We start from the raw sequence: 26,058 nt of genomic DNA on the forward strand, positions 1-26,058 counted from the left end.
GGTTATGAGTTTTTATTGCCTTTCTATATAATGTTTATTTATTTCATAACTTGATTTAAAACCAAACATTTTTATTGACATGAAGTTTATCCTATTTTGTAGTCTAACTACATCCTCATCTGTTAATAAATTAAAGTCTGTTCCTTTTTTATATATTCTTCTAATAAGACTATTTGCATTTTCATTACTTCCTCTTTGAAATGAACCATATGGGTCACAGTAATATATTTTACAATTTAATCAATAGGCAAGAATTCCTATTTTATTAAATTCAATTCCATTATCTATTGTGATTGTTTTACTTTTAAATTATTTTTTTTCAACTATTTTTTTAATTGTTGAATTTATTGTAAAAGAATTTTTATTTTTGACTTTAATAATATATGTCATTCTTGCAACTCTTTCTACTAGAGTTATATTTTAATGTAAAGTAAGATATGTTTATTTTTTGGTTTAAATGATTTATTATATTGAGATTAATAGTAATAAAAAATGCACACATTAATTTTTATAATATATGCATTTTTTTAATTATTACATTAATTTAAATTTACCTTTAATTTAAAAACTAAAACATCAATATATTTTCATGATTCTTTACCAACTAAGCTATAAGTTGATTTATTAAAAGAAAGATCTTTGTTGAATTCAATATCATTTAATTGTTTCTTTATTCCAAAATATAAATATCCATTTGAATCTATTAAATTATCAATAATACCATTTGATGGTCAATCATATTTAGTATTATTTAATCTGTCAAATTCACTAGTATTGCCTTCTAAGAAGATGTTACTATTTTTTAACAATAATCAATCTGCATATCTATTTACACCATATTGATTGTCATATAATCAGAAATTGCTATTATCAATACCACCTGTTATTTTTAATGAATTATAAATAATAGTGCCTATATCATTAACATTATTTTTGATATGGTCTATTATTTTATTACTTCATTCTTTATCATTTTTATTTAGTGTTATAGGGGTCGTTGTTAAATCAATATGATTATCACTATACTGTTTTAAGTTAATTGTTATTGTTGCAGTATTTTTATAATAAAAAGAATCAGCATTTGAAATAATGTCAATAGTATAACCATTTTCTTGTTTTTTAAAATTTTTAAAGTTTACTTGATGTCACATTATTCTAGGATAAGTTTCTTTTATTAAATCAATAATTTGTTTTTCGTTAAATTCAATATCATTATTGTTACTATAGTAATTAATTTCATTACTATATTTCCCTGAATAATTTTGATATAGTTCTTTGCTTATATCAATTTTATAAAAATTATTTTGATCTACATATAAAAGAGTATTATTACCTATATATGTGTTGATAGCAGAATAATCATCAGATACAGGATTTATAGTATCAATAGATAATTGATTATCAAATTTTATTTGTATATCACTATCATTTTTAATTCTATTAAAATTTTTTAATACTCTACCAATTGGTAAAAGAATTCCATTTTCATCAAATAGACCTTGATTTGATCAACTAAATCCATCTTTTTGATTTTTCAAACTTTCATAATTATCATTATAAGCATATTTAATTCCTTCAGGTGTTGCTCATGATGAATTTCCAACATTTAATCATCCTGGTTCTCAATAATAAAAACCTGTTTCAACATTAGGGAAAACTCTTGAAATTGCTTCTAAGAAACTATTAAGAAGTATTACTTGTCCATTTGAAGTGACAGGGATTCTACCTTTAAAATCCTTTGTATTTATATCTCCAATATAACCTGTTGGATTAACATGATATGGAACAGAAAATTCTTCAATAATAACTTTTTTATCATACATTCCATAAACATTTGACAAAACATTATAAAAATAATCAATATTTGAATTTCAAAATGGATAATATGTTAGTCCTATTACATCAACATTATCAAATAATTCTTTGTTACTCATAAACTGTCTAAATATACCTCTTCTTTTTATGCTTTGAGGTCCTTCAATATGCAATACAGTTTCTATTTTATTTCCCAATTTATTATCTTCTATATATTGATTAACTTTTTTAATACCTTTTGCTCCAGCATTAAAATAATCTATTGTGTTACTTATATTTTTGTGTCCATCAGCAAATTTTTGATCTTCATTTGTTTTTCACAACATTCCATCAGTTATTTCATTTCCAACTTGAACACTTGCTGGAAATAAGTTTGTTTTGTTATATATTTCCATAATAGAAGAGTATGTATAATCTTCTAATTTGGTTTTCATTTCAGTTGTATTTAGATTAGATCATGATTTAGGAACATATTGTCTTCCAGGATCTGCTCAAAAATCTGAATAGTGAAAATCAATTTGAAAATGACTTATTCCATTTTCTTTGGCTTTATTTATTGTTCAAATTGTTGATTCTAGTGTTGAATTTATTCCACTAGTATATCAATTGTTGTTTTCATCTTTGGGATCTACTCAAACTCTTAATCTAATTGAATTTACACCTGCTTGTTCTTTTAGTATTTTGAAAATGTTATCATATGTTCTATTTCCATTTTCATCTATATATGAATACAAATTTTTGTTTGTATATTCATATAGAGACATTTCACTATTTTTTACTTTCAAATTATCCATTTGATCAAAATTATATTTTGTAACTAATGTTGAATTATCTAATATTGTAGAATCTTGTATTTTCTTTTCATATAAAAAATTTGTTAAAACTGATGTATAACTTGATACATCAACCCCTTTTATCATGGAACTGTTTGTTACTTTTTTATTTCTAAAATCTTCTACTACGTTAAATTCTTTTGGTAAATCACTATAATCTAATGTTTCAGAACTCGCATTACAAGATGTAAGCGAAATTGATAAAATGGGAAACATAAAAAGTAATGATGCACAAAAAATATGTCTAAATTTATTTCTCATTTTATCTCCTTATTTAAAAAGTAAAATACCCAAAAATTAATATATTTTTGGATATTACTAAGAATTATTTTAATTAACTTTTTTTATTTTCTCCGTTATTAGAGTTATTATTGTCATCTTTCTTTTTTGGACTTGATGAAGCAATATTTTTAAATAAATCTTCAAAACTCAAATTGTCAATGTCAATATTTTCCATAAGGGCTTTCATTGAATCGCTTAATTGATCAAATTGTTTTGAACTGTTTGCAAAATTTTCTATTACATAATTTACAAACTCATCAACATTGTTAATTCCAAGTTTTTCATAAGACATTCTTCCTTCTTCAAACATCTTTTTAACTTTTGTTCATGTCTCTAATGAGATTTCAATTTTAATTTTAGTATTTGACATAATTTGTTTCCTAATTATTTATATTTAATTTTTTATTATATTATAAAAAGTAATTACTTTGTATATTTATTTGGATGTTCAATTTGCATTTTTTTTACAAATTCATCTTTATCCATTTTGCCATATTTATTCATAAGTTCTACACATTCTTTATATTCTTGCTCAGCTCATTGAACATCTTTAAAACCTTTTATTAATACTTTCTTATTTTGTAAATTTTTATATGTTTCAAAAAAATCTTTAACTTCTAAAAGAAGGTGTTCATTTACATCTTTTAAATTATTAATATGCTTATATCTTGGATCACAATCAATAACAGTAATTAATTTAGTGTCAGTCTCATTTCCATCAATCATTTCCATTGCTCCAATTACTCTTACAGGAACAACAGAACCTGGAATAAATTCTTGATCTGATATGATTAATGCATCAAGTTCATCACCATCTCAATCCAAAGCTTCTTTTATAAAACCATAGTTCATAGGGTATGCACTTGGTCCATATAATATTCTGTCAACTAATATTTGTCCTGTTTTTCTATCGTACTCATATTTAATTTTTGAATTCTTAGGAATTTCAATTGTTACATTTAATTTCATTTTCATCACCTATTTGTATATAACCATAAATCTATTATATAAAAAAATTAGAATAATTTAATGACTATATTTCCAAAATAAAATTATAATTAATTTATTACTACTAAAAAATATTGATAATAATCTGAAGAGGTGTATATTATGAACAAAAATAACAATAAAGCATGTATCATTGTTGATTCATCTAGCGGAATTAAAAATGGGGAAATTAAAAATGTTTACATGACGCCACTTCATATTATAAAAAATGAAAATGGAGTAGAAACTCAATACAAAGATTTAATTGAAATAACAACAGAAGAGGTTGTTAAAATTCAACAGTCAAAAAAAGCATCATTTAAATCATCACAATCATCACTTGGTGAAATGATTAATTTATTAGAGGAACTTAGACCAAAATACCAAACAATTTATATTTGACCTATATCAAAAGGTTTATCAAGTAGCTATAATACTTGAAACATGGCAAAAGAAGAATTTCAAGATAATAATATAATTGTTATCGATTCTGGACATATCAATATCAGTATAAAAAATCATGTTATTCAAATGGCAAAAATGATAGAAGAAAACAAAACACAAGAAGAAATTTTAAAATATGTAAAGGACAACGAAAACAATTGAGCTGGTGTTTTAGTTGTGAATGATTTAACTGAATTAAAAAATGGTGGAAGAATTAGTAGTTTTAAAGCATTTTTTGCAAAAACTTTAAAACTAAACATCTTAATTTCATATGATGGTAAATTAGAATTTTTAGATAAAGAAAAAGATATAGATAAAGCAGTAGATAAAGTTATCAATTACATTAATGAAAAAACAAATTTCAAACAAAATGGAATTAAAGATTCTTATATTTATACAACATATGTAGATGATGAAAAAAATAATCAATTAATGAAAATGCTATCAGAAAAAATTAATTATCCAATTAAAAAATGACATTATTTTCCAGCTGTAATTGCATTACATACTGGTGGCGGAACATTTGCATTATTTATTGAATCAAATTAACTGTATTAAAAAAAATCACAAATCTATCATTGTGATTTATTCCCTAAATGAAATATGAAGTGCAACATCATAATAGCACAACTTATAACTCATAGCCAATAAAATGGTTATGAGTTTTTATTACCTTTCTATATAATGTTTATTTATTTCATAACTTGATTTAAAACCAAACATTTTTCTTGGCATGAAGTTTATCCTATTTTGTAGTCTAACTACATCATCATCTGTTAATAAATCAAAGTCTGTTCCTTTTTTATAAAATCTTCTAATAAGATCATTTGCATTTTCATTGCTTCCTCTTTGAAATGAAGCATATGGTTCACAATAATAAATTTTGCAATTTAATCAATAGGCAAGAATTCCTGTTTTATTAAACTCAATTCCATTATCTATTGTGATTGTTTTTACTTTTAAATTATTTTGTTCAACTAATTTTTTAATTGTTGAATTTATTGTAAAAGAATTTTTATTTTTGACTTTAATAATATATGTCATTCTTGTAACTCTTTCTACTAGAGTTAGCAAATTACTATATCCAGCTTTTCTTTTTCCAATAATTAAATCTGCTTCAAAATGTCCATACTCTTCTCTTTTTTCTATTTTAGAAGGTCTAGCTCAAAAAGGAAATACATATTTTTCATCAAATTTAGAAAACATACCTTTATGTCTTTTTCTTCCTTTTACATATCCTTTTCTAAGTCTATCTGATCTTTTTAATTTTCATCTATTGGATTTTATTCAATTAAAAACTTGTCTAGAACTTGGTGTTTTTACACAAGGATAATTTTTTTTAATATAATTACAAGTTGCTTCAACTCCATGATCTATTTTTCTAAATTTATCTAAAAATAGATCTGTAAAGCTTTTGTATCTATCAAGATAAAAAGCATGAGAATTTCATTTTCTATTTAAATATTTTTTATGAGCATTATTAGAATTATATATTCCACAAGATTCATTTCTTTTTAATTCTCTTGATATTGTAGATCTATGTCTATTCAATTCTTTTGCAATTGAATTTAAAGATCTTCTTTCTTGGTAGAACATAAATTCAATTAATGCTCTTTCTTTTTCTGATAAATGGTTGTATAACATAGTGGGTGTCTCGTTGTTATGGAAAACTATAAGGGTACCTTTTTCTTTTGTCCTATTTTTGTAAAAAAAAAAAAAAATGAAGTGCACATATATTTTACAATATGTGTTGCACTTCATATTTCAATCGAGCAAAAAAATCACAAAGCTATCCTTGTGATTTTTTTAATTATCCATAATATATAAATGATTATTTAACTAATAATATTATGTATCCAGAACCATTGCCATCTTTTAGCATTTCTGGAACTAAAGATTGAAAAACATTATTTCATCCACTTTCTGGTTTTTTTTGAACTTCTCCGTTTGATCATGAATACCCTTCTTTTAAAAATATTCCTAATTGAACCCATGAACAATTATTGTTGGAATCAAATTGAGCTGACATTACAACAGTTGCACCATCGTTATTAATGACATCTGAAAAATTAAATGTTTTAAAGTCATAAATAGCATTAGGAATTAATGAATTATTGTGACTGCATGAACTTGTAATTTTTTCTTTTAATGTGTTAAGTCCAACTTTTGTATATTGATCTAAATTGTAGTAAAGAACTCCACCATATTCATCCCCTAAACCAAAAATATTTTGAAAATCAGATTTTGTTCATGTTCCTAAAACATTATTCCCATATGATGTTAATGTAAAATTGCCATCAGATGATTTTAATGGAGTTTGTGTTATAGAGTATAATTTATTTTTTTCCCCTAATTTTGTATTGTCAGCATTTGCCAAAAATATATATCCAGAACCATTACCATTATTTAACATTTCTGGTGATCATTCTTCAAAAGTCTTGTCTCATCCACTTTCTGGTTTATTTTGAATCTCACCATTTGATCAAGTAAAACCTTCTTTAAGAAATAAACCCACTTTAACTCATTCACAATTATTAGCATTATTAAATCCAAATGAAAGTTTTATTATTGATCCACTGTTTTTTATAAAATCATCTAAATTTAAATCGCTAAATTTTACAATAGGTATATTATCTACATTTAGTGAATTTGTTTGTGAAAATGATGAAGTAAATTTTTCTTTTAATATATTAATTGCTTCTTTGTTAGACTGTAGTTGAATATTTAATGTTGTTCCATCTCCATTAGGATTGTTGTTTTCAGAACCATGACCAAAAATTTCTTTAACTTCATTTTTACTTCAAATTTTTAATTTATTATTAATGTCAGAACTAAAAGAAAAATTGCCATCATTTGACTTTAAAGTAGTATTCAAAATTGAATCTATATTTTTATTGAAAATTGAATCGTCATTTAAAGAATTATTATTTTTTGAATAAGGTAATGATAATGAAACTGGCAATATAATTACTAAAGCAAAAGATAAAAAAGCTGTTATTGAAAAAGTAATTATTTTAGGTAATTTTTTATTTTTTCTTTTTAACTTAATTTTCATACCAAATCCCTTTAAATCTTTAAATGTAAAAATACATTTTTATTTTAAATGAAACTACATTCAGTATACATATTATAGTTGGATAATTTAAATATTAAATTTATATAACATAAATTTAAAAAAAAGATGTTATAAAAACATCAAATTTTTCTTTCAATTATTTTTTAGCTTGAATAGCTGTTATATAGCTTAATGATACAACTTCATATAAACCAGCACCACGACTTAAATCGTTTATTGGTTTATCTAATCCTATTATAATTGGACCTGTAACTTCATATCCTGCACATCTTTGCATCATTTTATAAGAAATATTACCAGAATCAATATTTGGAAAAATAAATACATTTGCACCATGTTTTCAAGTTAAACTTGGAGCTTTTTTAGTTCTAATAGCATCAACATATGCTGCATCAAATTGAATTTCACCAAACACGTTTGCTTTTGGATATTTGTTTCTTTCTTTGAAGATCTTAAATCCCTCTTTAACTTTATCAACTGATTCTCCAGCACCACTACCATTTGTAGAATAACTTAATAAAGCATAATAATTATTTGTTAAATTAAGTTTATTTTCTAAAAAATCAATTGCATTTTCTGTTAAGTAAGCAATTTCATTAGGAGTTGGGTTAATTACAAGACTTACATCAGAAAAGAATAATGTTTCATTATTTCTTTCTAAAATTAGAATACTACTTACAAGATCAGAAGACTTTGAAGTTTTTACAATTTGTAAAGCTGGTCTTAAAGTGTCTTTTGTAGTATATTCTATTCCACAAATAGCACCTTGTGCTTCGTCCATTTTTACAATCAAAGAACATAGATAGTTTGGTTCTGTGACTAGTTTATTTGCTTCTTCTTGTGTTAAACCTTTTTCTTTTCTTAATTCAAATAATTTTGATGCATATTTTTTTAAATCCATTTTATCAATTATGATTTTGTTAATTGAAGACAAATTTGGATTTGATAAAAATTCAGATTCATTTCTAAATATTAATAAAGGTTCAATAATTCCTTCTTTTTGTAAATTAAGTGCTGCTTCTTGAATTACTTTATTTCATCCTTCAGCAAAAACTATAGTTGTTTTACCTCCAGAAGCACTTAATCCTTTTTTAATTGTGTTAATTAATGACATATTAAATCTCCTATAATTTGTTATCACTAGAATAATTTTATAATATAAAAATAGTAATTATTAATTGTTTTTTATTTAATAAATTAATATTTTTATATTGAAATAAATATTTTTATACTTAATATTTATTATATGAATATTTTGGTAAAGTTGGTTTTATATGACAGCATCAATTAAAAAAAATAATATATGATTAACAGTTGCATTGGTGATTGCTTCTTTGGTTGTAATAGGCGGGATAATATTTATGGTTGTTTATTTTACATCATCGAAAAGCAACAAATATAGTTCTGAGAATGCAACAGGTGTTAAATACATTTCTGAAAGAAGTTTTTCATTGAAATTTGATGGAGCAACAAATGGAAACAATTTAATTGGAACAGGATGATTAATGGCTCAAGATAAAACAGATACAAATCAGTATTATTTTGGAACAAATCTTCATGTAGCATCAGCACTTAATAACATCAACAAAAGAGAAACATATGATTATATTAATAATGGTATAAATAATGGATATTTACCTATGACTCAATCAGATTATAAATACTTATCTTTTGGTCAAATAACCTCAATATTTGATAACAATTATGAAGTAGGAATTCTTCCTGATGCAAAAAAATATGAACAAAATTATTATTCAAGAATAGATATCAAATATGCTAATGTAACATGAACAACATTTGATATATTTAATAGCATGAATTTTTCAGATCCATTTAAAGTTTATAATCAGAATACAATTCAAAATGGAACAATGGATTTTGCAGTTATTAAAGTTGATTTTAGCCATCTTGAAGAGTTATCAAATGTAACACCTCCTGGCAATTTACCAAACATAAATGAAAAACCTATGCAAAAAGCATTAAATCAGTTTCATAAAGAACCTACAAAATTTGCAAATGAATTTGTTGACAACGAAGCAATTACAGTTGGAGGTTTTCCTGTAAAAAGCGGAAGTGCACAATGAGAATCTACAAACAATGTGTATAGCAATAAAAAATATTATGGATTAGTTTTAGATAGAACAAATTGAAGACATAATATTGATGCTAATATAAGTGATGAAACAATTAAGAAAGATTATTCATTAGAAACAGATATTAAATACATTACAGATCAATATGCTAGTCAAAGAAATGTTGCTAATCAAGTGTTATTTGAAAATTTAAATCTTGTTGCAGGAGCAAGTGGTAGTATGGCAATAAATAGCAAAAATGAGATAGTTGGTATTTATTGAGGAACTTATGGAACTTCTGACGGAAGAGAAATAGGAGCTATTGATTTATTTAAATCGTTTTCAAATTCTACTGTAAAAACGAAAATTAAAGATTATACAAATCAACAAAATGAATATATAATATCAAATCCATATAATATTATTAGTAAATTTAATGAACAATTTAATACAAATTTAAAATAATTTTCAAAACTATTATCAATTGATAATAGTTTTTTAATTTTAGGATATTAATTAATATAAAACAATGACTTAAAATTAAAATAAAAATACATTTTAACAATTATAATATTATAAATTTTTGAGGTATTTACACTATGTTAAAAGCAATTGATGTAGCAAATTTTTTTATTTATTTAAACAAGAAAGAATTTGAATTAACTCTAACAAATAATTTAATAAATCATTTAACATATCTTGCATATGGATGATTTTATGCTAAAAATGATTGTGAATTATTTTCTGAAAAAATATACTCTATTGATAACCATATAGAAATAGAAAATGTATATAACAAATTTAATAAATATAAAAATAATATTATTGAAGATTATATTGGAGAATTTAATATAAGTATCTTTGTTTCAAAAGAAATAGAATTATTAATAGCAGTATATGATTATTATTCACAGTTTAGTAGTAACTATATACAAAAAATAATTTGTCATTCATCGTCTCCATGAAGTTCAAAATGTTATGAGACAAAAATAATAGACAATCAAAAAATATACAATTTTTTTAAATCAAGAAAATATTTTGATGATATTCATCAATAAAAAAATTAATTTTTTATTCAATTAGAATTATTTTTTTGGTAGAATACAATTACTAGAGATAATTCTAGTACAGGTTATATATATTGGCAAACTTATAAAATGAACTTTTATAAGTTTTTATATACAAATAAAATTATAAAAAAAAGGAATTAAAATAACTATGAAATTCAAAAATATTTTAAAATATGTTTTTCCATTTGTAATAGCAGCAATAGCTATTCCTGTTGCACTAACATCATGTTCAACAAATAATACAACAAATAAAGCTAAAACAGTAACTCAAAAAAAATTTAAAAGTGAAGTTACTACAACAAATAAAACAACAAATTTAAAATCTTCAGATAATACTTCAAGTGATACAACACTTATTTTAGATCCTAATGCAAACCCTAACGCTATGAATGAAGCTCAAGCTACTTTCAAAACATTGGATCAAAATGAATTACAAACTGATTTCAATAATGTTTTAACTAAATTCTTTAAAACATATGAATATGAAGCTGAATTTGATTCAGGAAATGTTGAAATTGAAATAGAATCTGACTTAGAAAAAATAGAAGTAAAAAATTATAATCCTGAAACTTTAACTGCAACTCTTAGTGTTACTTATGAAGTAGAAAAAGAAGTTGATAGTGATAAAAAGGATGAAGAATCAAAAACAAAAGTTTTAGAAACTCAAGAAAAAACTTTACAACTAAAGCCACAATTTGCTACATATGCTGAAATTAAATCTATTGAAAAAATGTTAATTGATGCAGATAAGAAAGATAGTGAAACTAGTTCAAATTTTAGCACTGATATAGACGATTTAATTGAACTATACATTGGTGATAAAGAAGATAATGAAAAAAGTATTTTTGAACAAGTAGAAGCATTTAGTTTACAAAATCAAAATAAACTTGGTGGATTATTAGGATATGAAATTAAATTATCAGATTTAAGTTATACTCCATCATCTAATAACACTAATCCTAAATCAAGTACAAACAATACAAACGAAATGACAATTTTTGCTCCTAGTAGTATCATTACAGAATTCTATGTTCCAGATCAAGTGATTAATGGAATTGATTTAACTTTTGATTATTCAAAATTATCACAAAAAACAATTGATGATGTTAAAAAAATAAATTCAAAAGAAACTCTTAATGAGATTTTAATGGTAGCAATTCCAAGTTCAACTGCTGTTCAAAGTGTTGCTGTAACAGAAACAGTAGTTAATAATGAACCTTCAACTGTAGATACAACAGGGGGAACTTCAACACCATCTACTACTGTTGAAACTCTTGATGTAATAATTAAATTTGGTTCTTCTAATACTCCTAATGAAAATGTAGAAACAAAAGAATCAAATAATAATGAGACTAATCAAGAAATTACTGAAGTTAAGTTATTAATCAAAACTTCATGATTAAAACAAACAACTAACAACACTCCAACTAAATAAAAACATATTTTGAAAAACTCCTTTTTAATAAGGAGTTTTTTTAATGTTTCATTACATTCTATAGATGTAAAAAAATCTTAATTAACAAATTATTTTAATATAATTTATAGAAGCATTGAGGTTATATTATGTATAATGTTAAAAATGTTTTGAGATTACAACAACACAGTTTTAGTAACGAAAAAATAAATTTAAAAAAAATAATTAATAAATTAAAAAAATTTAAATTAGCTTTAAAAAGATTTGATAATGAAATATATGACAGTTTAAAAAAAGATTTTAATAGAACACCTTTTGAATCTTATTATAGTGAAATTATTCATGTTCAAAAAGAATTAAATTATTTTATTAAAAATATAAAAAAATTATATAAACCTAAAAAGATAAAAAATTCTTTTAAAACACATGGATATACAAAGAACTATATTGTAAAAAGACCACATGGTTGTATCCTAATTATGACTCCTTTTAGTCATCCTATTTTATTTTCATTAATTAGTATAATAGGAGCATTTTCATCTGGAAATAAAGTAATATTAAAATTGTCACCATATGCTGGAAATACAAACATTGTTATTAGAAAATTAATAAATGTTGTTTTTTCTGTTGAAGAAGTATTTGTTATAAATGATGCTCAAGATAATCTAACAGGTTTATTTGATTTTAATTTTGATTTTGTTTTATTCATAGGAAGTCAAAAAATAGGGAAACTTGTTAGTGAAAAATTTGCTTCTAGATTAATACCAACTGCAATTTTATTAGGTGGAAAATGTCCAGCAATTATAGATAAAACATGTGATATTAAAAAATCTGCTAACACTTTAACATGAGCAAAATTAATAAATGCAGGTCAATCGTCCATAGCACCTGATTATTTTTTAATTCATGAAAGTATATATGATGCTTTTTTAAAAGAAACAATAAAAAGCATCGAAAATCAATTTCCAGAAAATACTATTGATATAAATTTACCATGTATCGTCAATGAAAATGCATTTAATAGATTAGTACAATTAACCAAAGATCAAAATATTATTTATCAAAAAACACATAAACCAAAATTAAGAAAATTCTTTCCAACAATTATAGAAGTAACAAACACTAAAAATGAACTAATGAAAGAAGAAATGTATGGTCCAATATTTTTGTTTATTAAATATTCAAAATTTGAAGACATTGAAAAGTGAGTCAAATTAAATAGATGTTCAAACTCTATATATTGTTTTAGCAAAGACAAAACTTTCTATAAAAAAATTGAAAATAATTTTGAATCAAATTCATTTTTATTAAATGATGCTGCTGTTCAAATATACAAACAAGTGCAATTTGGAGGTGTAAAAAATTCAGGTCATGGTTCTTTTAGGTTTGAACATAGCTACAACATGTTTACTTACAATAAAACAATTATTAAAGCTAAAAAAAATATGAAATTTTTATTTGCTCCATATAAAGATTTGAATAGTTTAAAAAAGAAAATTTAATAAATTTAAAGTTTTATAATTTAAAAAATAATTTTCAATTAATAATTTTAATTCCATATTTAAAATCTTAACATATAATAATGAATTTATATTCATGATCAAAAAGCTGTCATGAATATTTTTTATTATGATTCAAAAATTATATTTATAACCTATATTTATAGTTTTATATGATCATTAATAAATTTTGATTTAACAAATAATAGTGAAAAAATTGTTCAATTATACAATTTTTTAGGAATAACTAATGAAGATTCTTAAAAAGATCTTGGTTCTAGAACATCTACTGTTATTAAAATAACAGATACTCATGTAACTGTAATTGGTAAAAAGGGTGATTTTTTACAACCTCATAAAGACAATAGAAATGTTGAATTATATGATGCTACAACTGGTAGATTCATTACAAGTAGAGTTTTAGAAAAAAATTCATTAAAGCATCAATATGATACAAATTGATATTTATTAAATAATTTGACTGGTATAAATAATATTAAAGTTGTTGCATTTGGAGGAACCGCAAAAGATGGGGAAATCTATTTAAATAATAGTACATCAAAATTTGTTGTTTCTAAAAATTCTATGATGGGAGTAACAACATCAAGAAAATATGATATTGAAGAAAAAACTGTTTCAATTTATAAATTAAATTCATCAACAAACAAAGTTGAAAAATTTAGTGTAAAAATCCCTATGTTCTTTATTCAAAATGATAATGATAATACATAAGGCTATTCAGAATTAAATTCTAAAAATCCTAACTTAAATTTATCTAACAACACATCTGAAGCTAACAAAAACTAAATGAATGCAGATTATACAAGAATGCAAGAAGAATATACAAAATTTGGAGAAGCAACAGATAATAAAACTGTAGAAGATTTTGTTGGTACTCAAGATACATGATTTGATAATTAATAAATAAAATAAAAAACTGGATTACTTTTTTAAGTATCCAGTTTTTTATTATTCATATATTTTGAAAAGTCAAAATCTATTGCATCTTCTAATGAATAATTACCACTTTTAGTTCTTATTAATTTTATAAGTGTTGCATAATTATCTAAACTAAGACCTAAGTCATTTGCAAAACTTCTGACATAAAAACCTTTAGATACTTTTAATTTTATTTCTAGAATTTGTGACTCAAAATTAAATGAAATTATATTTGCTTCTAATAATTTAACTTTTCTAGGTTCTATTTGAACACTAATATTGTTTCTTGCATATTCATATAGCTTTTTACCATCTTTTTTAATAGCACTATAAAGAGGAGGAGTCTGATCAATAATTGTTTGTTGTAAAAGATTGTTTATATGATTGGTTATTTTATCAACAACAATCTTTTTGTTTGTTTGATTTGTTATTTTACCTTCCATATCATATGTATCTGTAGAATAACCAAATTGAATTGAAGCAATATATTCTTTATCATCTAATAATAATGAACTTAGCAATTTTGTTGCATGATTTATTCCTAATATTAAAACTCCACTTGCATTTGGATCTAAAGTTCCAGCATGTCCAACTTTTTTAAAACCAAAACTTTTTTTAATAATTTGAACAACATCATTAGATGTTAACCCTATGGGCTTATTAATAACTATAATTTTGTCCATAAATAATTCACCAATTAAAATTGTATTAATTTATTATTAATTTTCTTCATAAATTTAAAATATAAATTAAAGTTAAAATATAATTATTAAAATCACAAGTATTAAATAAAAAACTAGCAATATAAAATTGCTAGTTTTTTTGCATTAGTAAAATAAGCCATGTTCTGTATTAGTTAGTTATTTATCTATGTATCAAATTACATTCTATTAACAATTCATTTCTTGTTAATAAATTCCCTTACCAAAATTTAGGTTTCTAGCTTGTGGAGTTTACCGCGTTTCACAATTAAATTTCTTTAATCTCGTCTCTGTGGCACTTTAAATTAAATCACCATATTTTATAAAAAACTTAGGTTATTAACTGTCATTATAGTTATTCACTATATCAGATTTTATTTTTTATATATCTGCACAAACACTATCACCATCTCAGGCAATGCTAGCATGGACTTTCCTCTACTTTACTAAATAAAGCAGCAACTAACTCTTACTAACTCATATGAAATGATAACAAAATTATTTAAAAATAATTAAATTTTTTAATAAAAAACTTAGTATATAATTTTAAAATATAAAAAGATGGTAATGTATTTAATGAATCTGTAGTAAATTATATTTATTATTCATTTATCAAGGTGTTAAAATATTTTTAAGATTAATACCATTTAGTTTATTAATAACAAACATTTTTAATTAAAAACATATTCATAAGAATTTATACAATGTTTTTTTACTTTTATAGACCTACAAAATGATTTCATAATTTAAATAATTAATAATATTCAATTTAATACACTTGACTAAATAATAATAGAAATTAATTGCATTGACTTATATCAATAATATGAATAAAAAAGATAAAAAATAAATATATATTTTTTTTATAAAAAATATTAATATAATACTAATAACATATAAATACAAACTATAAATTAAGGTTAATTATGAGTAATTCTTCAAAAAGTAAAAATGATAATCTAGATTTAAAATATTTACAAGTGTTTGAATATGGCAATAAAAAAAATAATAAGATTATTTTGTTTATTCATGGTTTTTATACAGATCACAGATGCTTTGAACCAATATATGAAGTTTTATCAAAAACACATAAATGTATTTGTTTTAATCTTCCAGGGTGTGGAAATGACCCAAATATTAAATATCCCACAAAATATTTGAGTTTAGAGGCCATGGCTAAACTAATCACTAAATATATAATAGAAAATGATTTAAAAAATTTTGTGTTAATAGGGCATTCATTAGGAGCTGCAATTAGTGTACTTATTAATAAAGAATTAAAAAATACAAGAATTAAAAACTTAATATTATTAGCACCTTATTCATTAGCTTCTATTCCAAGTGTTATTGACAAGGTGTTTATGTTTAATATCAAAAACCAAAATCAATTTGTTAAGTTACAAAATAATTTGTTTGTAGATTATAGAAATGCTTTAAAAAAAGTTGGTAGAAGCGAAGAAGAATATTTTAAAGAATTTATTGATTTTGACAAAAGAAATCATAAATACGTATTTCACATTTTAATTAAATTAACACACTTAATATCATTAAAAAATCTAAATGATTCATATAAATTCATTAAAATTCCTACCCATGTATTTTTAGGAAAAAAAGATAAACTTGTTGATTTTTATATTGTAGGCAGATACCTATCAACTCAAGTTGGAGATAATGTTGAAATTTATCCTTATAATAATTGTGGTCATGCTTTTTTTATAGAAAATCATGAGCAATTTATTAAAGATATAAGAAAGATTATAAAAAATGAAAAAAAATAAATTATTAAAATTTCTATGAAATTTTTGATGATACAGATTAAAAGTGTTCAAAATAGAAAAATATAAACTAAACAAAATATTTAAAAGTAATAGTTGATACATAATATATTTAAATATAGAAAACATAGATGAATTTAAAAAAGAATTGTTTGTAAAAAAGAATCTTGCAAAATTTTGAGATGATACAAAAATCACAATAATTTCTAGGAGAGATTTTATTAATTGATTTGAAAATAATAAGAACTATAGAAAAAAATATCTTCTAATAAATAACATTAATCATTGTAAATATGAATATAGATATATAAGATTTAGTGGATTAGAATCATATATCTTAAAATAATTACATCAATTTAATTTATTTAAGTTTTTATTTATAATTATATTTGTACTAAATAATTTATTTATAGGTATTAAAAATGGCTACAGTAAAATTAGTAAAACCATCAGTAATTGATATAAATGATTTAAAAGATTTTATTCACATTCAAAAAAATAAAATTAGTTTGAATTATTTTGACTATAATTTACTTTCTATTGAAAACAATCAAGAATGACTTGATTTAATAAACCAACCAAAATTACAACTTAAAAAATACTTTAATATTTTTCATTTTTTGCTTTGCAAAACTATTGAAGATGATAAATTGGTAGGTATTGTATTAATAAAGAAAAATATAAATTTAGAAATAGATATTATTGATAGTCAAATTAAATATTTTTTTGATGAATCATTAAATAGTGGATATGAATTACAAATAATACACAATTCTATAAACTATGCAAAAAAAGAAAATTTTGATCAATTGTCATTGGTTACAAAAGGAAGTAATATAGAGTTGAATAAACTATTAATCAATCTTGGAGCTTTAGTTGTTAAAAAAATAACACATGATGATGGTAATACATATTATCGATTTAATTTATCTCTTATATAAATACTCTATTAAGTTAAATACATAAATAAAAGTATTTTGACACTTTTAAAATGATTATAAATTTCTTATAATTATAATGTTAGTGTAAAAATAACAAGGGGCAAGAACTCAATGAAATATTTTGTATATTGAACAGAAGATAGAAGAGACAATGAGAAAAAACCATCTATATGAAATTGCATAATAACTAACAATGCAACAGAAGATGATTTAGAAACTTTTCAAAATTACAATGAATTTATTTCCAATTTGACAAATAATAAAATAATAGTTGGATGAATAGAGAATGAAGCAAACGATAGTGTGGATCAATTTGTTAAAGATCAAAACTATTATAATGATTTAGTGGATGATTGAATTCCTAATATATTTACAAAATATGAATATGACCATGCAAGTTTTGAAAATCTAAAAATAGGAATTAATGGAATAATTGATTTTTATAATGGGATAGATCCTGGAATAAAAGACGAATTTTTAAAAGGTGTATACAATAACTTGTGTGATAATTTTTTTAATAAAAATAAAGCTTTTATTCAATTTAAAGATATGAAACTTTTTATTGAAAATTATAATAACAAAGTTCATAGTAAATCAAAAAAGAAAAAATAAAAATATGAGATTTTAATACATTTATGTAATGATTAAATCTCATATTTTTAATGCTAGTAAACTAAAAGTTCTACTATATTATTTAATTAATATTTTTTAGAGTAATATTTAATACTTAAACAATAATACGCATTGATAAAAAATGGCAGGGGTAGCAGGATTTGAACCCACAACACTTGGATTTGGAGTCCAATGTTCTACCTTTGAACTATACCCCTATAAAAGTGTTATGATTCTTTATTTGTAGATAATATATTTGTATCTAGTATAAGAAAAAGTATTTCAGTTAATTTTGAAGAAATTTTTACTAGTGCACTATCAAATTGCTCACTACTAATTTTCATATTATTTAAATTATCTGATACTATTTTAATACCACTTAGTTTAACATTACTTTTACTGCAAACTTGAGCAATAGCTGTTAATTCCATATCAAAACAACTTACTAATTCAAAATTTTTATTTTTAAATTTTAAATAGTTATTTCTGTCAATAAATGAATCACTTGTACCTAAATTTTTTAATTTATAAAACACACCATGCTCATTAAATAAATCAATCAAATTTTGATTTAAAGAATTTGATAAACCAAAGAACGGTTTTTCTTTTGGAACTTGTCCAAGTTCATAATTAAAAGATGTTACATCAACATCAAGGTAATAACACTTATTTATTAATAATATGTCAAAAATATTAATATTTGGAATATGAGTACCAACAGTTCCAATATTAATAATGTGTGTTATATTAAATGTTTTAATTAAATATGCTGTAGCACTTGCAGCATTAACCTTACCAATACCACTAAAACATAAAACAACAGATTGATGTTTGTTTTCATAAATATAAAATTTTCTATTATCTGACATATGAATAAAACAATCTCTATTTGTTTTAAATTCTTTAGACAGTTCTGTATCCATTGCTACAATAATTCCAAGCATTATTAATCATTCCTTTTTAATCTATTCAATATTTCTAAATATCCCTTGTTTATATCTTTTTTACATAATTCATACATTTTTTTTCTATCACTGATTTCACCATCTTTCCTTACATCCAATTTATCAGAACAAAATATTATTTTAGCTAATATATTGTCATCTGTTTCAAGAATAGTATGATTTCTAATTGCGTTTAAAACTTGATAATCATTAATGAAAAATTTTTTCTTTATTAAATATGCCCCTAACCATGCATGAATAATTTTTCATAAATTTTGATGTTTATTTTCTATTTTTTCTTTATTATACATTTTCTTGTATTTAAACAAATAACCTATTTTGAACAATGTTCAAAAATTAGTTTGATATTTTTCACTAAATTCCTTAGCATAATCATGATATATTGCAGATACATATGCTTGTTTTAACAAAGGGTAATATTTTAATGATTTTGTTATGTCTACAGCTATTTCTGCAACTCTTATAGAATGTTCTATTCTATAAGTGCTCATTACTTTTTCCAATCTATCAAGAGCATATAAACCATTTTCATTAATATAATTTAAAACATCTAAAGAAAGATGTCTTTTTTTTGGAGATACTCTTATATTACTAGAACTAATATTTATTCTAAAGATAGTTCCAATAGAAATATGCTTTATATTTATTTTTTTGTTGTCTTCTTTTTGTAAAGATAATTCTTGTACACTATTATCATTAGTATTTAATTCATCATTTGTTATATTATTTATTTCATTTTGCTTATTTAAAAAACGTTTGTAACAAATTATTCTAGAATTCTCTAGAATCTCTTGATACCTATTTCATTTATCAAAGTTTATTAATTGATCATATCCAATTAATAAATATAGTTCATAATCACTATAATATTCTTTGAAATAATTTATTGTATCAATAGTGTATGATATTTCATTTCTTTTTAATTCAAAATCACATATTTCAAATCTTGGAAATCCTTTAATTGCTAAACGAATCATTTCTAATCTATCATTATTTGAAGCAGACATTTTTTTATTTTGTGGATGGTTATTACAAGGCACAAAAAATAGTTTATCTGCTTTTATTCTATTAAATGCTCTTAAAGCAATTTTTATATGACCTTTATGAATGGGATCAAATGAACCTCCAAAAATAATTATCTTTTTCTTTTTCATTTATACCCCCTTTAAATAAGTGCATTTTCTGTTATAAAAATTTCTATTTTTGAATTGACACCAATAATTATTTTACTAATCTTTTTAATAGAAATTAAACAAATTCCATTTACAAAAATATTATATTTTTTATTTTCATCCAAAATGTATTTATTTTCTTTTCAAACATCATTCTTAAACTCTATTAATTTCATTTCTTTAGATTGCAAAATTTGTTTAATTTTATCTTGTTTTGTTCTATGTATCTTTATATTTGAAGAACAATAAAAACCTATTGAACCAGCATTTTGATTAATAACAGATATATAAAATAACTTTTCTAGAAAAAAAACTTGATTATTATCTTTTATTAAAAAATTTTTATTAATAATTTTTTTAAAATCACATATTTGTTTAATAGAAGTTTGATCAATATAATTAATAACTGAATTCATATTTTTATAGCCTGGCGTATCAATCAATGTATATTTATTTAAGTCAATTTTTGATAAATTAACTGTAGTATTTGGAAATGGACTTGTTGATAATTTTTTATTTACTTTATTGTACTTTAACAATGCATTTATTAAACTAGACTTACCAACATTAGTTTTTCCAACAATATAAATTGTTTTCTTATTTTTGAAATATTTAAATAATACATCATCTATTTTTCTTATATTCATACTATTAACTGAATCATATAAAATAATGTCTATAAAATTAATTTTTTCTTCATTTAAAATATTTTTTATTTTAAGTAATGTTGTATACCTATTAAATGTTTTTGGTAAACAACTTAATTTATTTACAAGAACTAAAATGTTTTCTTTATCTTTTATTTGTTCAACTATTGAATTTTTTATATCAAAAATATCTAATATCATTACTATTAAATTATTTTTGTAGTCAATATTTTCTAATGTTTGAATTATTTGCTTTTCGTCAATTTTTGAATTATCAAGCTCATTATAATTTATCAATCTAAAGCATCTTTTACAATATTTTGTTGTACTATCTGCATTTTTTACATAGGTTGGATTATTAATATCATTTGAAAAATAATTCCCACATCCCAAACATTTTTTATTATAGTAATTCATATTCTTCTTCATATTCAAAATCACTTTCATTTTTTTCTTCTTGAATTGATGTATTTTCTAATTGCAATTTTTTGTAAATAAATTTTTCTAATATTTTTTGAAGTAAATTATATGATGTTGATTTGTTTGGGTCTACCATTGGAATAACTAGAATGCTTTTTGATTGTAATCTATTTGCCAAAAAGATATCTGTTAAAAATTGATCACCAATTATTGCAGTATCTGAAGGAGATAAATTATTCTCTTTTAAATATTTTTTTATTTTATATACTAAAGGTTTTTTACAACTATATAAATACCCATCAATAGTTGTTGTTTCTTGTAATTTATTAACAAATTTTTCAACTCTTGTTTTTGTATTATTAGATGCAATAATTATTTTTAATCCTTCATATTTAACATTGTTAATAAAATCATATACAAATTTATTAGGAAACTTATTAAAATGAGGAACTAATGTATTATCCAAATCACAAATAATTAATTTAACACCATTTGCTTTTAGTGAAGTCAAATTTATTTTTGAAACATCTCTAACAAATAAATTTGGTCTTAAATAATTTAATCATAATGTTGATTTAAAATTCATTAATGCCTCCAATAAACTATTAATAATTTTAATACATAAGTTTATAAATGTTATTTAAATAGTTTTAATATATAGTTTAAAATTTTATAACTTTAATTTAATATTTTTTACACAGAAAATAAAATTTTAAATTTATCAAATTCTATATGTTTTACATAATAAATAAGAAAAATTCACAACTTTTATAGTTGTGAATAGATTCAAATTATAATATTAAATTATATAAAGATAATATTTATAAAAAACCTTATAACATTCTTATTAAAATTATTCATTTAATAATTTTTCAATTTCATTTTTATAATTTAAAATACTATCTTTATTATCAATTCTATATCTTGTTTTTCCTGTTTTATCTACTACAAATTTTTCAAAGTTTCATTTTACATTTTTTGCTCTAGAAGTTCAAGGAAATGATTCTTTTAAATAATTATATAACTCACATGCTTCTGGACCATTTACTTTAATTTTAGAAAACATTTCAAATTCAACATTATATTTTGTTGTGCAAAATTGATATATTTCATTTTCATTTTTAGGTTCTTGCATAAAAAATTGATTACAAGGAAATCCTAATATACAAAGACCTTTGTCAAAAAACATAGAATGAAACTGTTGTAAATCAGCATATTGTTTTGTGTTTCCACATTTACTTGCAACATTTACAATAATTAATACTTTGTTTTTATATTTTTTAAAATCAACTAAATTACCAAATATATCTTTCATTTTAAAATCATAAATATTTGACATAATTAATTCCTATTCATATTAAACTTTATTGTTTTTGTAGCATCTTTTATTTTTTTAATGGAATTTTTTTCATATCATTTAATTTTTGCAATACTAAGGTTTGTTTCATTAGAAACTTCATCATAATTTTTTCTAGTCTTATATGGTCCTATACCATATAACATATTAATAATATTTAATTCAATATCATTTAATATCTCATTCATACAGTTGATGAACTTATTTGGGAAAGATGGTAATGCAGTAACTTCTCGTTCCACAATTAAATCATTAGTTTTTACAAAATTAACAATTTTATTAATTTCATGTATATTCATTTTTTCATGTAATTGTGATATTGTTTTTATCTTTTCTAAAACAATGTTTAACTTTTCATCAAGCTCTTTTGAAGCATCAATTAAAATGTAATCTATTCCAAAATCTTTACAAACATTAATCATATAATCTTCATATATTTCTAAAAGTTTTTTAAAATAAGTTTTATTTTTATTGAAATTTTCAATTTCAATAGTTCTATTTCTTTCAAAAATTCTTTTTTTAAATAATTCTCAAGTTCCAGTTAAAATTACATATAATTTTGGAACACCATGTTCATAAATCAATTCTGTTGCAACATCTTTCCATAAGCTATCATAGTAACCAAATACACTTGGTCTTATAATGTTCTCATGTGCAAATAACCAATCTTCAAATATACTTCTATCAAAAATAGTAATGTATTTGTCATTACAATTATTTTTATAATTTTCAAATCTATTTAACACAAAATATAATTGAAACACAGATCCATACAATACATTATTTGTTCTTTCATACATTTTTCCTAATAATAATGTCATTAATTGATCTTCATCATTTAACTCATAAACAACTTTTGAGTCAGTTAAATTCTCACTCAACTTTTTGGCCAATGTACTTTTTCCAAATGCAATCATTCCACCAATAACAATAGAATTGGACACTTTAATTTTTTTTAAATCAGGTTTTAATTGTCCAATTTCTGTACTAATAATTCGCTTCTTTTTAAAAAAATTCATATGCTCTCCTTTTGCTTGATGACAAAACAATTAATTAATTTTTTTGCCATTCTTACATTAGAAAATTAATTTTTTTTAAGTTCTACTGCAAGTAAAGATGCAACATAAGCATTATTGCACACAAGTTCAATATTTGTTAATAAACTATCACCAGATGTAATATTTGAAATTTTAGAAAGCAAAAATGGTGTCACTTGTTTTCCAGTAATATTTGCCATTTTAGATTCATTTAATGCAATATTAATTGCATTATTAATTTTTTCAGGGTTAATTTCAAATTCAAATGGAACAGGGTTTGCAACAATCTGACCACCTTTTAGTTTAAGTGCAGTTTTCGCTTCAATTATCTTCTTAAAATCTAAAGCATTTTCAATAACATAATCTACTTTAAATCCACTATCCCTTAAATAAAAAGCTGGGAATTTTTCTGTTTGATAACCATATATTGGAACACCATGAGTTTCAAGATATTCTAAAGTTAATCCAATATCTAATATTGATTTCACACCAGAACAAACTACAGTTACATTTGTATTACTTAATTCTAAAAGATCAGCTGAAATGTCCATTGTTATTTGTGCTTCTCTGTGCACACCACCAATTCCACCAGTTGCAAAAACTCTAATACCAACTAAATTTGCTATCATCATTGTTGCAGCAACTGTTGTTGCTCCACTAAATTTTAATCCTAAAATAGCAGGCAAATCTTTTCTACTAACTTTTTTAATTTCACTTTTATTTTCTGGTTTAGATAAATACTCTATTTCATGCTCTTCTAATCCAATATGAATATAACCATTAATAATAGCTATAGTAGCTGGAACAGCTTTATTGTCTCTAACAATTTTCTCAAGTCTTATTGCTGTTTGATAATTATTTGGATAAGGCATCCCATGAGAAATAATTGTTGATTCCAATGCAACTATTGGCAAATTATTTTGCAAAGCATTTTTTACTTCATTACTAAATTTTATATATTGACTAATTTTACTCATATTTTTATCCTCCTTTTTTTAATATTTTTTCGCTTATATTTTGCGAAGTAGAGCTATTTGATAATAGTGTATATTTAACAATCTTTAATCCATTAATAACTTGTTCATATTTATTTAAGTCATTAATTATTCCATAAAAAATGCCACTTGCTAAAGCATCACCAGCACCACTTGCATTTATTACTTCAAAAGGTTTATTAGTTAATTTTTTAATAGTTAAATCATCATTATAATAAATACCATTACGCCCATCACTTACAAAAATATTTTTTAATCCTTTATTTAAAAGACAATTAATTTCTTTGTAAATATTTATGTTATCTTCATTTTTATCTAACAAAGAAATTAATTCATTCTTATTAATTTTGATGCTATGAATGTATTGTAAAACATTTTTTAGTTTTTTTACTTTAATATAACTCACACCATCAACTAAAATTTTATTTGGAAAATTAATACATAAATACTCAATAACATCTTGTTTTAAATTAGTATCAATAATTATATAACTTGCCTTTTCTAAAATGTCTTTAAATTTTTTAATATAATCAATGTTAACAAAATCAATTGCCTTCATGTCATTAACTGCTAAAAACATATCATTGCAATTATCCAAAACATATGAATATATAGGCATAGAAGTTTTATTATTTATTTTTATTTTTTCAATTGAAACATTTTCTTTAATTAACATTTTTAGTGCTAATTTTGAAAAATAATCATCACCAATACTTGAAATAAATTCAACATCAACATTTAACCTAAATAAATTAATAAATATGTTATAACTTACACCACCCAATGAAAAACTAATATCTCCAATATTAGATTCATTAATTTTAATATTATCCTTTATAGCATGACAAATATCTAAATTTAATCCGCCAATAATAACTATTTTTTTGTTCATTCTTTTTCTCTAGCTTTATTATGATTTTTGTTATAACACAATAATTTATAATTATTATTTTAAATTGACTAAAAATATAAATTAATTTTATAAATTTCCTAGATGTTTATAAG

The 26,058-nt window shown here is 22.4% G+C and carries 25 protein-coding genes, 1 tRNA gene, 1 other RNA gene and 1 pseudogene; 10 read left to right on the plus strand and 18 right to left on the minus strand.

Going from position 1 to position 26,058, the window contains the following annotated elements:
* Nucleotides 1-539: 539 nt before the first annotated feature.
* The 3 genes from ACLFO7_RS02115 to ACLFO7_RS02125 form a co-directional block, all read right to left on the minus strand.
* Nucleotides 540-2,909 (minus strand): glycosyl hydrolase 53 family protein, encoded by a 2,370-nt coding sequence (locus ACLFO7_RS02115; protein WP_412031873.1) that lies wholly within the window; start codon nt 2,907-2,909, stop codon nt 540-542.
* A 73-nt stretch (nt 2,910-2,982) separates the two neighbouring features.
* On the minus strand, nt 2,983-3,300 hold the full coding sequence (locus tag ACLFO7_RS02120) for a hypothetical protein (protein ID WP_412031874.1): 318 nt from the start codon (nt 3,298-3,300) through the stop codon (nt 2,983-2,985).
* 53 nt (nt 3,301-3,353) lie between these two features.
* Nucleotides 3,354-3,899, minus strand: a complete 546-nt coding sequence (locus ACLFO7_RS02125; RefSeq protein WP_412031875.1) for an inorganic diphosphatase — start codon at nt 3,897-3,899, stop codon at nt 3,354-3,356.
* A 141-nt stretch (nt 3,900-4,040) separates the two neighbouring features.
* Between ACLFO7_RS02125 and ACLFO7_RS02130 the strand changes: the two genes are divergently transcribed.
* Nucleotides 4,041-4,910 (plus strand): DegV family protein, encoded by an 870-nt coding sequence (locus tag ACLFO7_RS02130; RefSeq protein WP_412031876.1) that lies wholly within the window; start codon nt 4,041-4,043, stop codon nt 4,908-4,910.
* A 120-nt stretch (nt 4,911-5,030) separates the two neighbouring features.
* Here the strand turns inward: ACLFO7_RS02130 and ACLFO7_RS02135 are convergent, their stop codons facing one another.
* From ACLFO7_RS02135 to ACLFO7_RS02145, 3 genes are all read right to left on the minus strand, one after another.
* Nucleotides 5,031-6,005, minus strand: coding sequence for an IS30 family transposase (locus ACLFO7_RS02135; protein WP_412031877.1), 975 nt, complete (start codon nt 6,003-6,005; stop codon nt 5,031-5,033).
* A gap of 187 nt (nt 6,006-6,192) precedes the next feature.
* A complete protein-coding gene (locus ACLFO7_RS02140) occupies nt 6,193-7,416 on the minus strand; it encodes a hypothetical protein (RefSeq protein WP_412031878.1) in 1,224 nt (407 codons plus the stop codon).
* Between the two features lie 157 nt (nt 7,417-7,573).
* Nucleotides 7,574-8,551: a phosphotransacetylase gene (locus tag ACLFO7_RS02145; RefSeq protein ID WP_412031879.1), complete on the minus strand. Its 978-nt coding sequence runs from the start codon at nt 8,549-8,551 to the stop codon at nt 7,574-7,576.
* A 160-nt stretch (nt 8,552-8,711) separates the two neighbouring features.
* On the opposite strand from ACLFO7_RS02145, the gene ACLFO7_RS02150 reads away from it, so the two are divergent.
* The 4 genes from ACLFO7_RS02150 (at nt 8,712) to ACLFO7_RS02165 (ending at nt 13,495) form a co-directional block, all read left to right on the plus strand.
* Entirely contained in the window at nt 8,712-9,974 is a 1,263-nt protein-coding gene (locus tag ACLFO7_RS02150; RefSeq protein WP_412031880.1) for a DUF31 family putative serine protease, read from the plus strand.
* A 134-nt stretch (nt 9,975-10,108) separates the two neighbouring features.
* On the plus strand, nt 10,109-10,567 hold the full coding sequence (locus ACLFO7_RS02155) for a Panacea domain-containing protein (RefSeq protein ID WP_412031881.1): 459 nt from the start codon (nt 10,109-10,111) through the stop codon (nt 10,565-10,567).
* A 160-nt stretch (nt 10,568-10,727) separates the two neighbouring features.
* Complete coding sequence (locus ACLFO7_RS02160; protein ID WP_412031882.1) at nt 10,728-12,014, plus strand: hypothetical protein; 1,287 nt, start codon at nt 10,728-10,730, stop codon at nt 12,012-12,014.
* Between the two features lie 128 nt (nt 12,015-12,142).
* Nucleotides 12,143-13,495, plus strand: a complete 1,353-nt coding sequence (locus tag ACLFO7_RS02165) for an aldehyde dehydrogenase family protein (RefSeq protein ID WP_412031883.1) — start codon at nt 12,143-12,145, stop codon at nt 13,493-13,495.
* 257 nt (nt 13,496-13,752) lie between these two features.
* Here the strand turns inward: ACLFO7_RS02165 and ACLFO7_RS02170 are convergent, their stop codons facing one another.
* Nucleotides 13,753-13,899: a hypothetical protein gene (locus ACLFO7_RS02170; protein ID WP_412031884.1), complete on the minus strand. Its 147-nt coding sequence runs from the start codon at nt 13,897-13,899 to the stop codon at nt 13,753-13,755.
* Nucleotides 13,900-13,969: 70 nt separating this feature from the next.
* Here ACLFO7_RS02170 and ACLFO7_RS02175 point away from each other — a divergent pair, with 70 nt between their 5' ends.
* Nucleotides 13,970-14,224, plus strand: coding sequence for a hypothetical protein (locus ACLFO7_RS02175; RefSeq protein WP_412031885.1), 255 nt, complete (start codon nt 13,970-13,972; stop codon nt 14,222-14,224).
* A 218-nt stretch (nt 14,225-14,442) separates the two neighbouring features.
* On the opposite strand, the gene truB is transcribed toward ACLFO7_RS02175, so the two are convergent.
* Both truB and rnpB read right to left on the minus strand, forming a co-directional pair.
* On the minus strand, nt 14,443-15,114 hold the full coding sequence (gene truB, locus ACLFO7_RS02180; protein ID WP_412031886.1) for a tRNA pseudouridine(55) synthase TruB: 672 nt from the start codon (nt 15,112-15,114) through the stop codon (nt 14,443-14,445).
* 148 nt (nt 15,115-15,262) lie between these two features.
* Nucleotides 15,263-15,606, minus strand: an RNA gene (rnpB, locus tag ACLFO7_RS02185) — RNase P RNA component class B.
* 452 nt (nt 15,607-16,058) lie between these two features.
* Here rnpB and ACLFO7_RS02190 point away from each other — a divergent pair.
* The 4 genes from ACLFO7_RS02190 (at nt 16,059) to ACLFO7_RS02205 (ending at nt 18,460) form a co-directional block, all read left to right on the plus strand.
* Complete coding sequence (locus tag ACLFO7_RS02190) at nt 16,059-16,910, plus strand: alpha/beta fold hydrolase (protein ID WP_412031887.1); 852 nt, start codon at nt 16,059-16,061, stop codon at nt 16,908-16,910.
* The gene (locus ACLFO7_RS02195) at nt 16,897-17,253 is read left to right on the plus strand and encodes a hypothetical protein (protein ID WP_412031888.1); all 357 of its coding nucleotides are present in this window, start codon (nt 16,897-16,899) and stop codon (nt 17,251-17,253) included. Before ACLFO7_RS02190 ends, ACLFO7_RS02195 begins: the two co-directional genes overlap by 14 nt.
* 76 nt (nt 17,254-17,329) lie before the next feature.
* Nucleotides 17,330-17,848, plus strand: coding sequence for a hypothetical protein (locus ACLFO7_RS02200; RefSeq protein ID WP_412031889.1), 519 nt, complete (start codon nt 17,330-17,332; stop codon nt 17,846-17,848).
* Between the two features lie 111 nt (nt 17,849-17,959).
* The gene (locus ACLFO7_RS02205) at nt 17,960-18,460 is read left to right on the plus strand and encodes a hypothetical protein (RefSeq protein WP_412031890.1); all 501 of its coding nucleotides are present in this window, start codon (nt 17,960-17,962) and stop codon (nt 18,458-18,460) included.
* 143 nt (nt 18,461-18,603) lie between these two features.
* Here ACLFO7_RS02205 and ACLFO7_RS02210 read toward each other — a convergent pair.
* The 9 genes and pseudogenes from ACLFO7_RS02210 to ACLFO7_RS02250 all read right to left on the minus strand — a co-directional run bounded on the left by ACLFO7_RS02210 (nt 18,604) and on the right by ACLFO7_RS02250 (nt 25,945).
* Nucleotides 18,604-18,678 (minus strand) — tRNA-Trp (locus ACLFO7_RS02210).
* A 9-nt stretch (nt 18,679-18,687) separates the two neighbouring features.
* On the minus strand, nt 18,688-19,404 hold the full coding sequence (gene mtnN / locus ACLFO7_RS02215) for a 5'-methylthioadenosine/S-adenosylhomocysteine nucleosidase (RefSeq protein ID WP_412031891.1): 717 nt from the start codon (nt 19,402-19,404) through the stop codon (nt 18,688-18,690).
* 2 nt (nt 19,405-19,406) lie between these two features.
* Nucleotides 19,407-20,579, minus strand: coding sequence for a nicotinate-nucleotide adenylyltransferase (locus tag ACLFO7_RS02220; RefSeq protein WP_412031892.1), 1,173 nt, complete (start codon nt 20,577-20,579; stop codon nt 19,407-19,409).
* An 11-nt stretch (nt 20,580-20,590) separates the two neighbouring features.
* Nucleotides 20,591-21,661: a GTPase gene (locus tag ACLFO7_RS02225; RefSeq protein WP_412031893.1), complete on the minus strand. Its 1,071-nt coding sequence runs from the start codon at nt 21,659-21,661 to the stop codon at nt 20,591-20,593.
* Entirely contained in the window at nt 21,648-22,250 is a 603-nt protein-coding gene (locus ACLFO7_RS02230; protein WP_412031894.1) for a YqeG family HAD IIIA-type phosphatase, read from the minus strand. The genes ACLFO7_RS02225 and ACLFO7_RS02230 overlap by 14 nt, the downstream gene beginning before the upstream one ends.
* Before the next feature lie 267 nt (nt 22,251-22,517).
* Nucleotides 22,518-23,003, minus strand: a complete 486-nt coding sequence (locus ACLFO7_RS02235) for a glutathione peroxidase (RefSeq protein WP_412031895.1) — start codon at nt 23,001-23,003, stop codon at nt 22,518-22,520.
* 338 nt (nt 23,004-23,341) lie between these two features.
* Nucleotides 23,342-24,040 (minus strand): annotated as a pseudogene (locus tag ACLFO7_RS02240) (deoxynucleoside kinase); the annotation flags it as partial.
* Nucleotides 24,041-24,105: 65 nt separating this feature from the next.
* Entirely contained in the window at nt 24,106-25,035 is a 930-nt protein-coding gene (locus tag ACLFO7_RS02245; RefSeq protein WP_412031896.1) for a pseudouridine-5'-phosphate glycosidase, read from the minus strand.
* A gap of 4 nt (nt 25,036-25,039) precedes the next feature.
* The gene (locus ACLFO7_RS02250) at nt 25,040-25,945 is read right to left on the minus strand and encodes a PfkB family carbohydrate kinase (RefSeq protein ID WP_412031897.1); all 906 of its coding nucleotides are present in this window, start codon (nt 25,943-25,945) and stop codon (nt 25,040-25,042) included.
* Nucleotides 25,946-26,058: the final 113 nt, after the last annotated feature.

Origin of the sequence: Malacoplasma muris (assembly GCF_046774425.1) — a bacterium.
In the GTDB taxonomy this organism is placed as follows: domain Bacteria; phylum Bacillota_I; class Bacilli_A; order Mycoplasmatales; family Mycoplasmoidaceae; genus Malacoplasma; species Malacoplasma muris.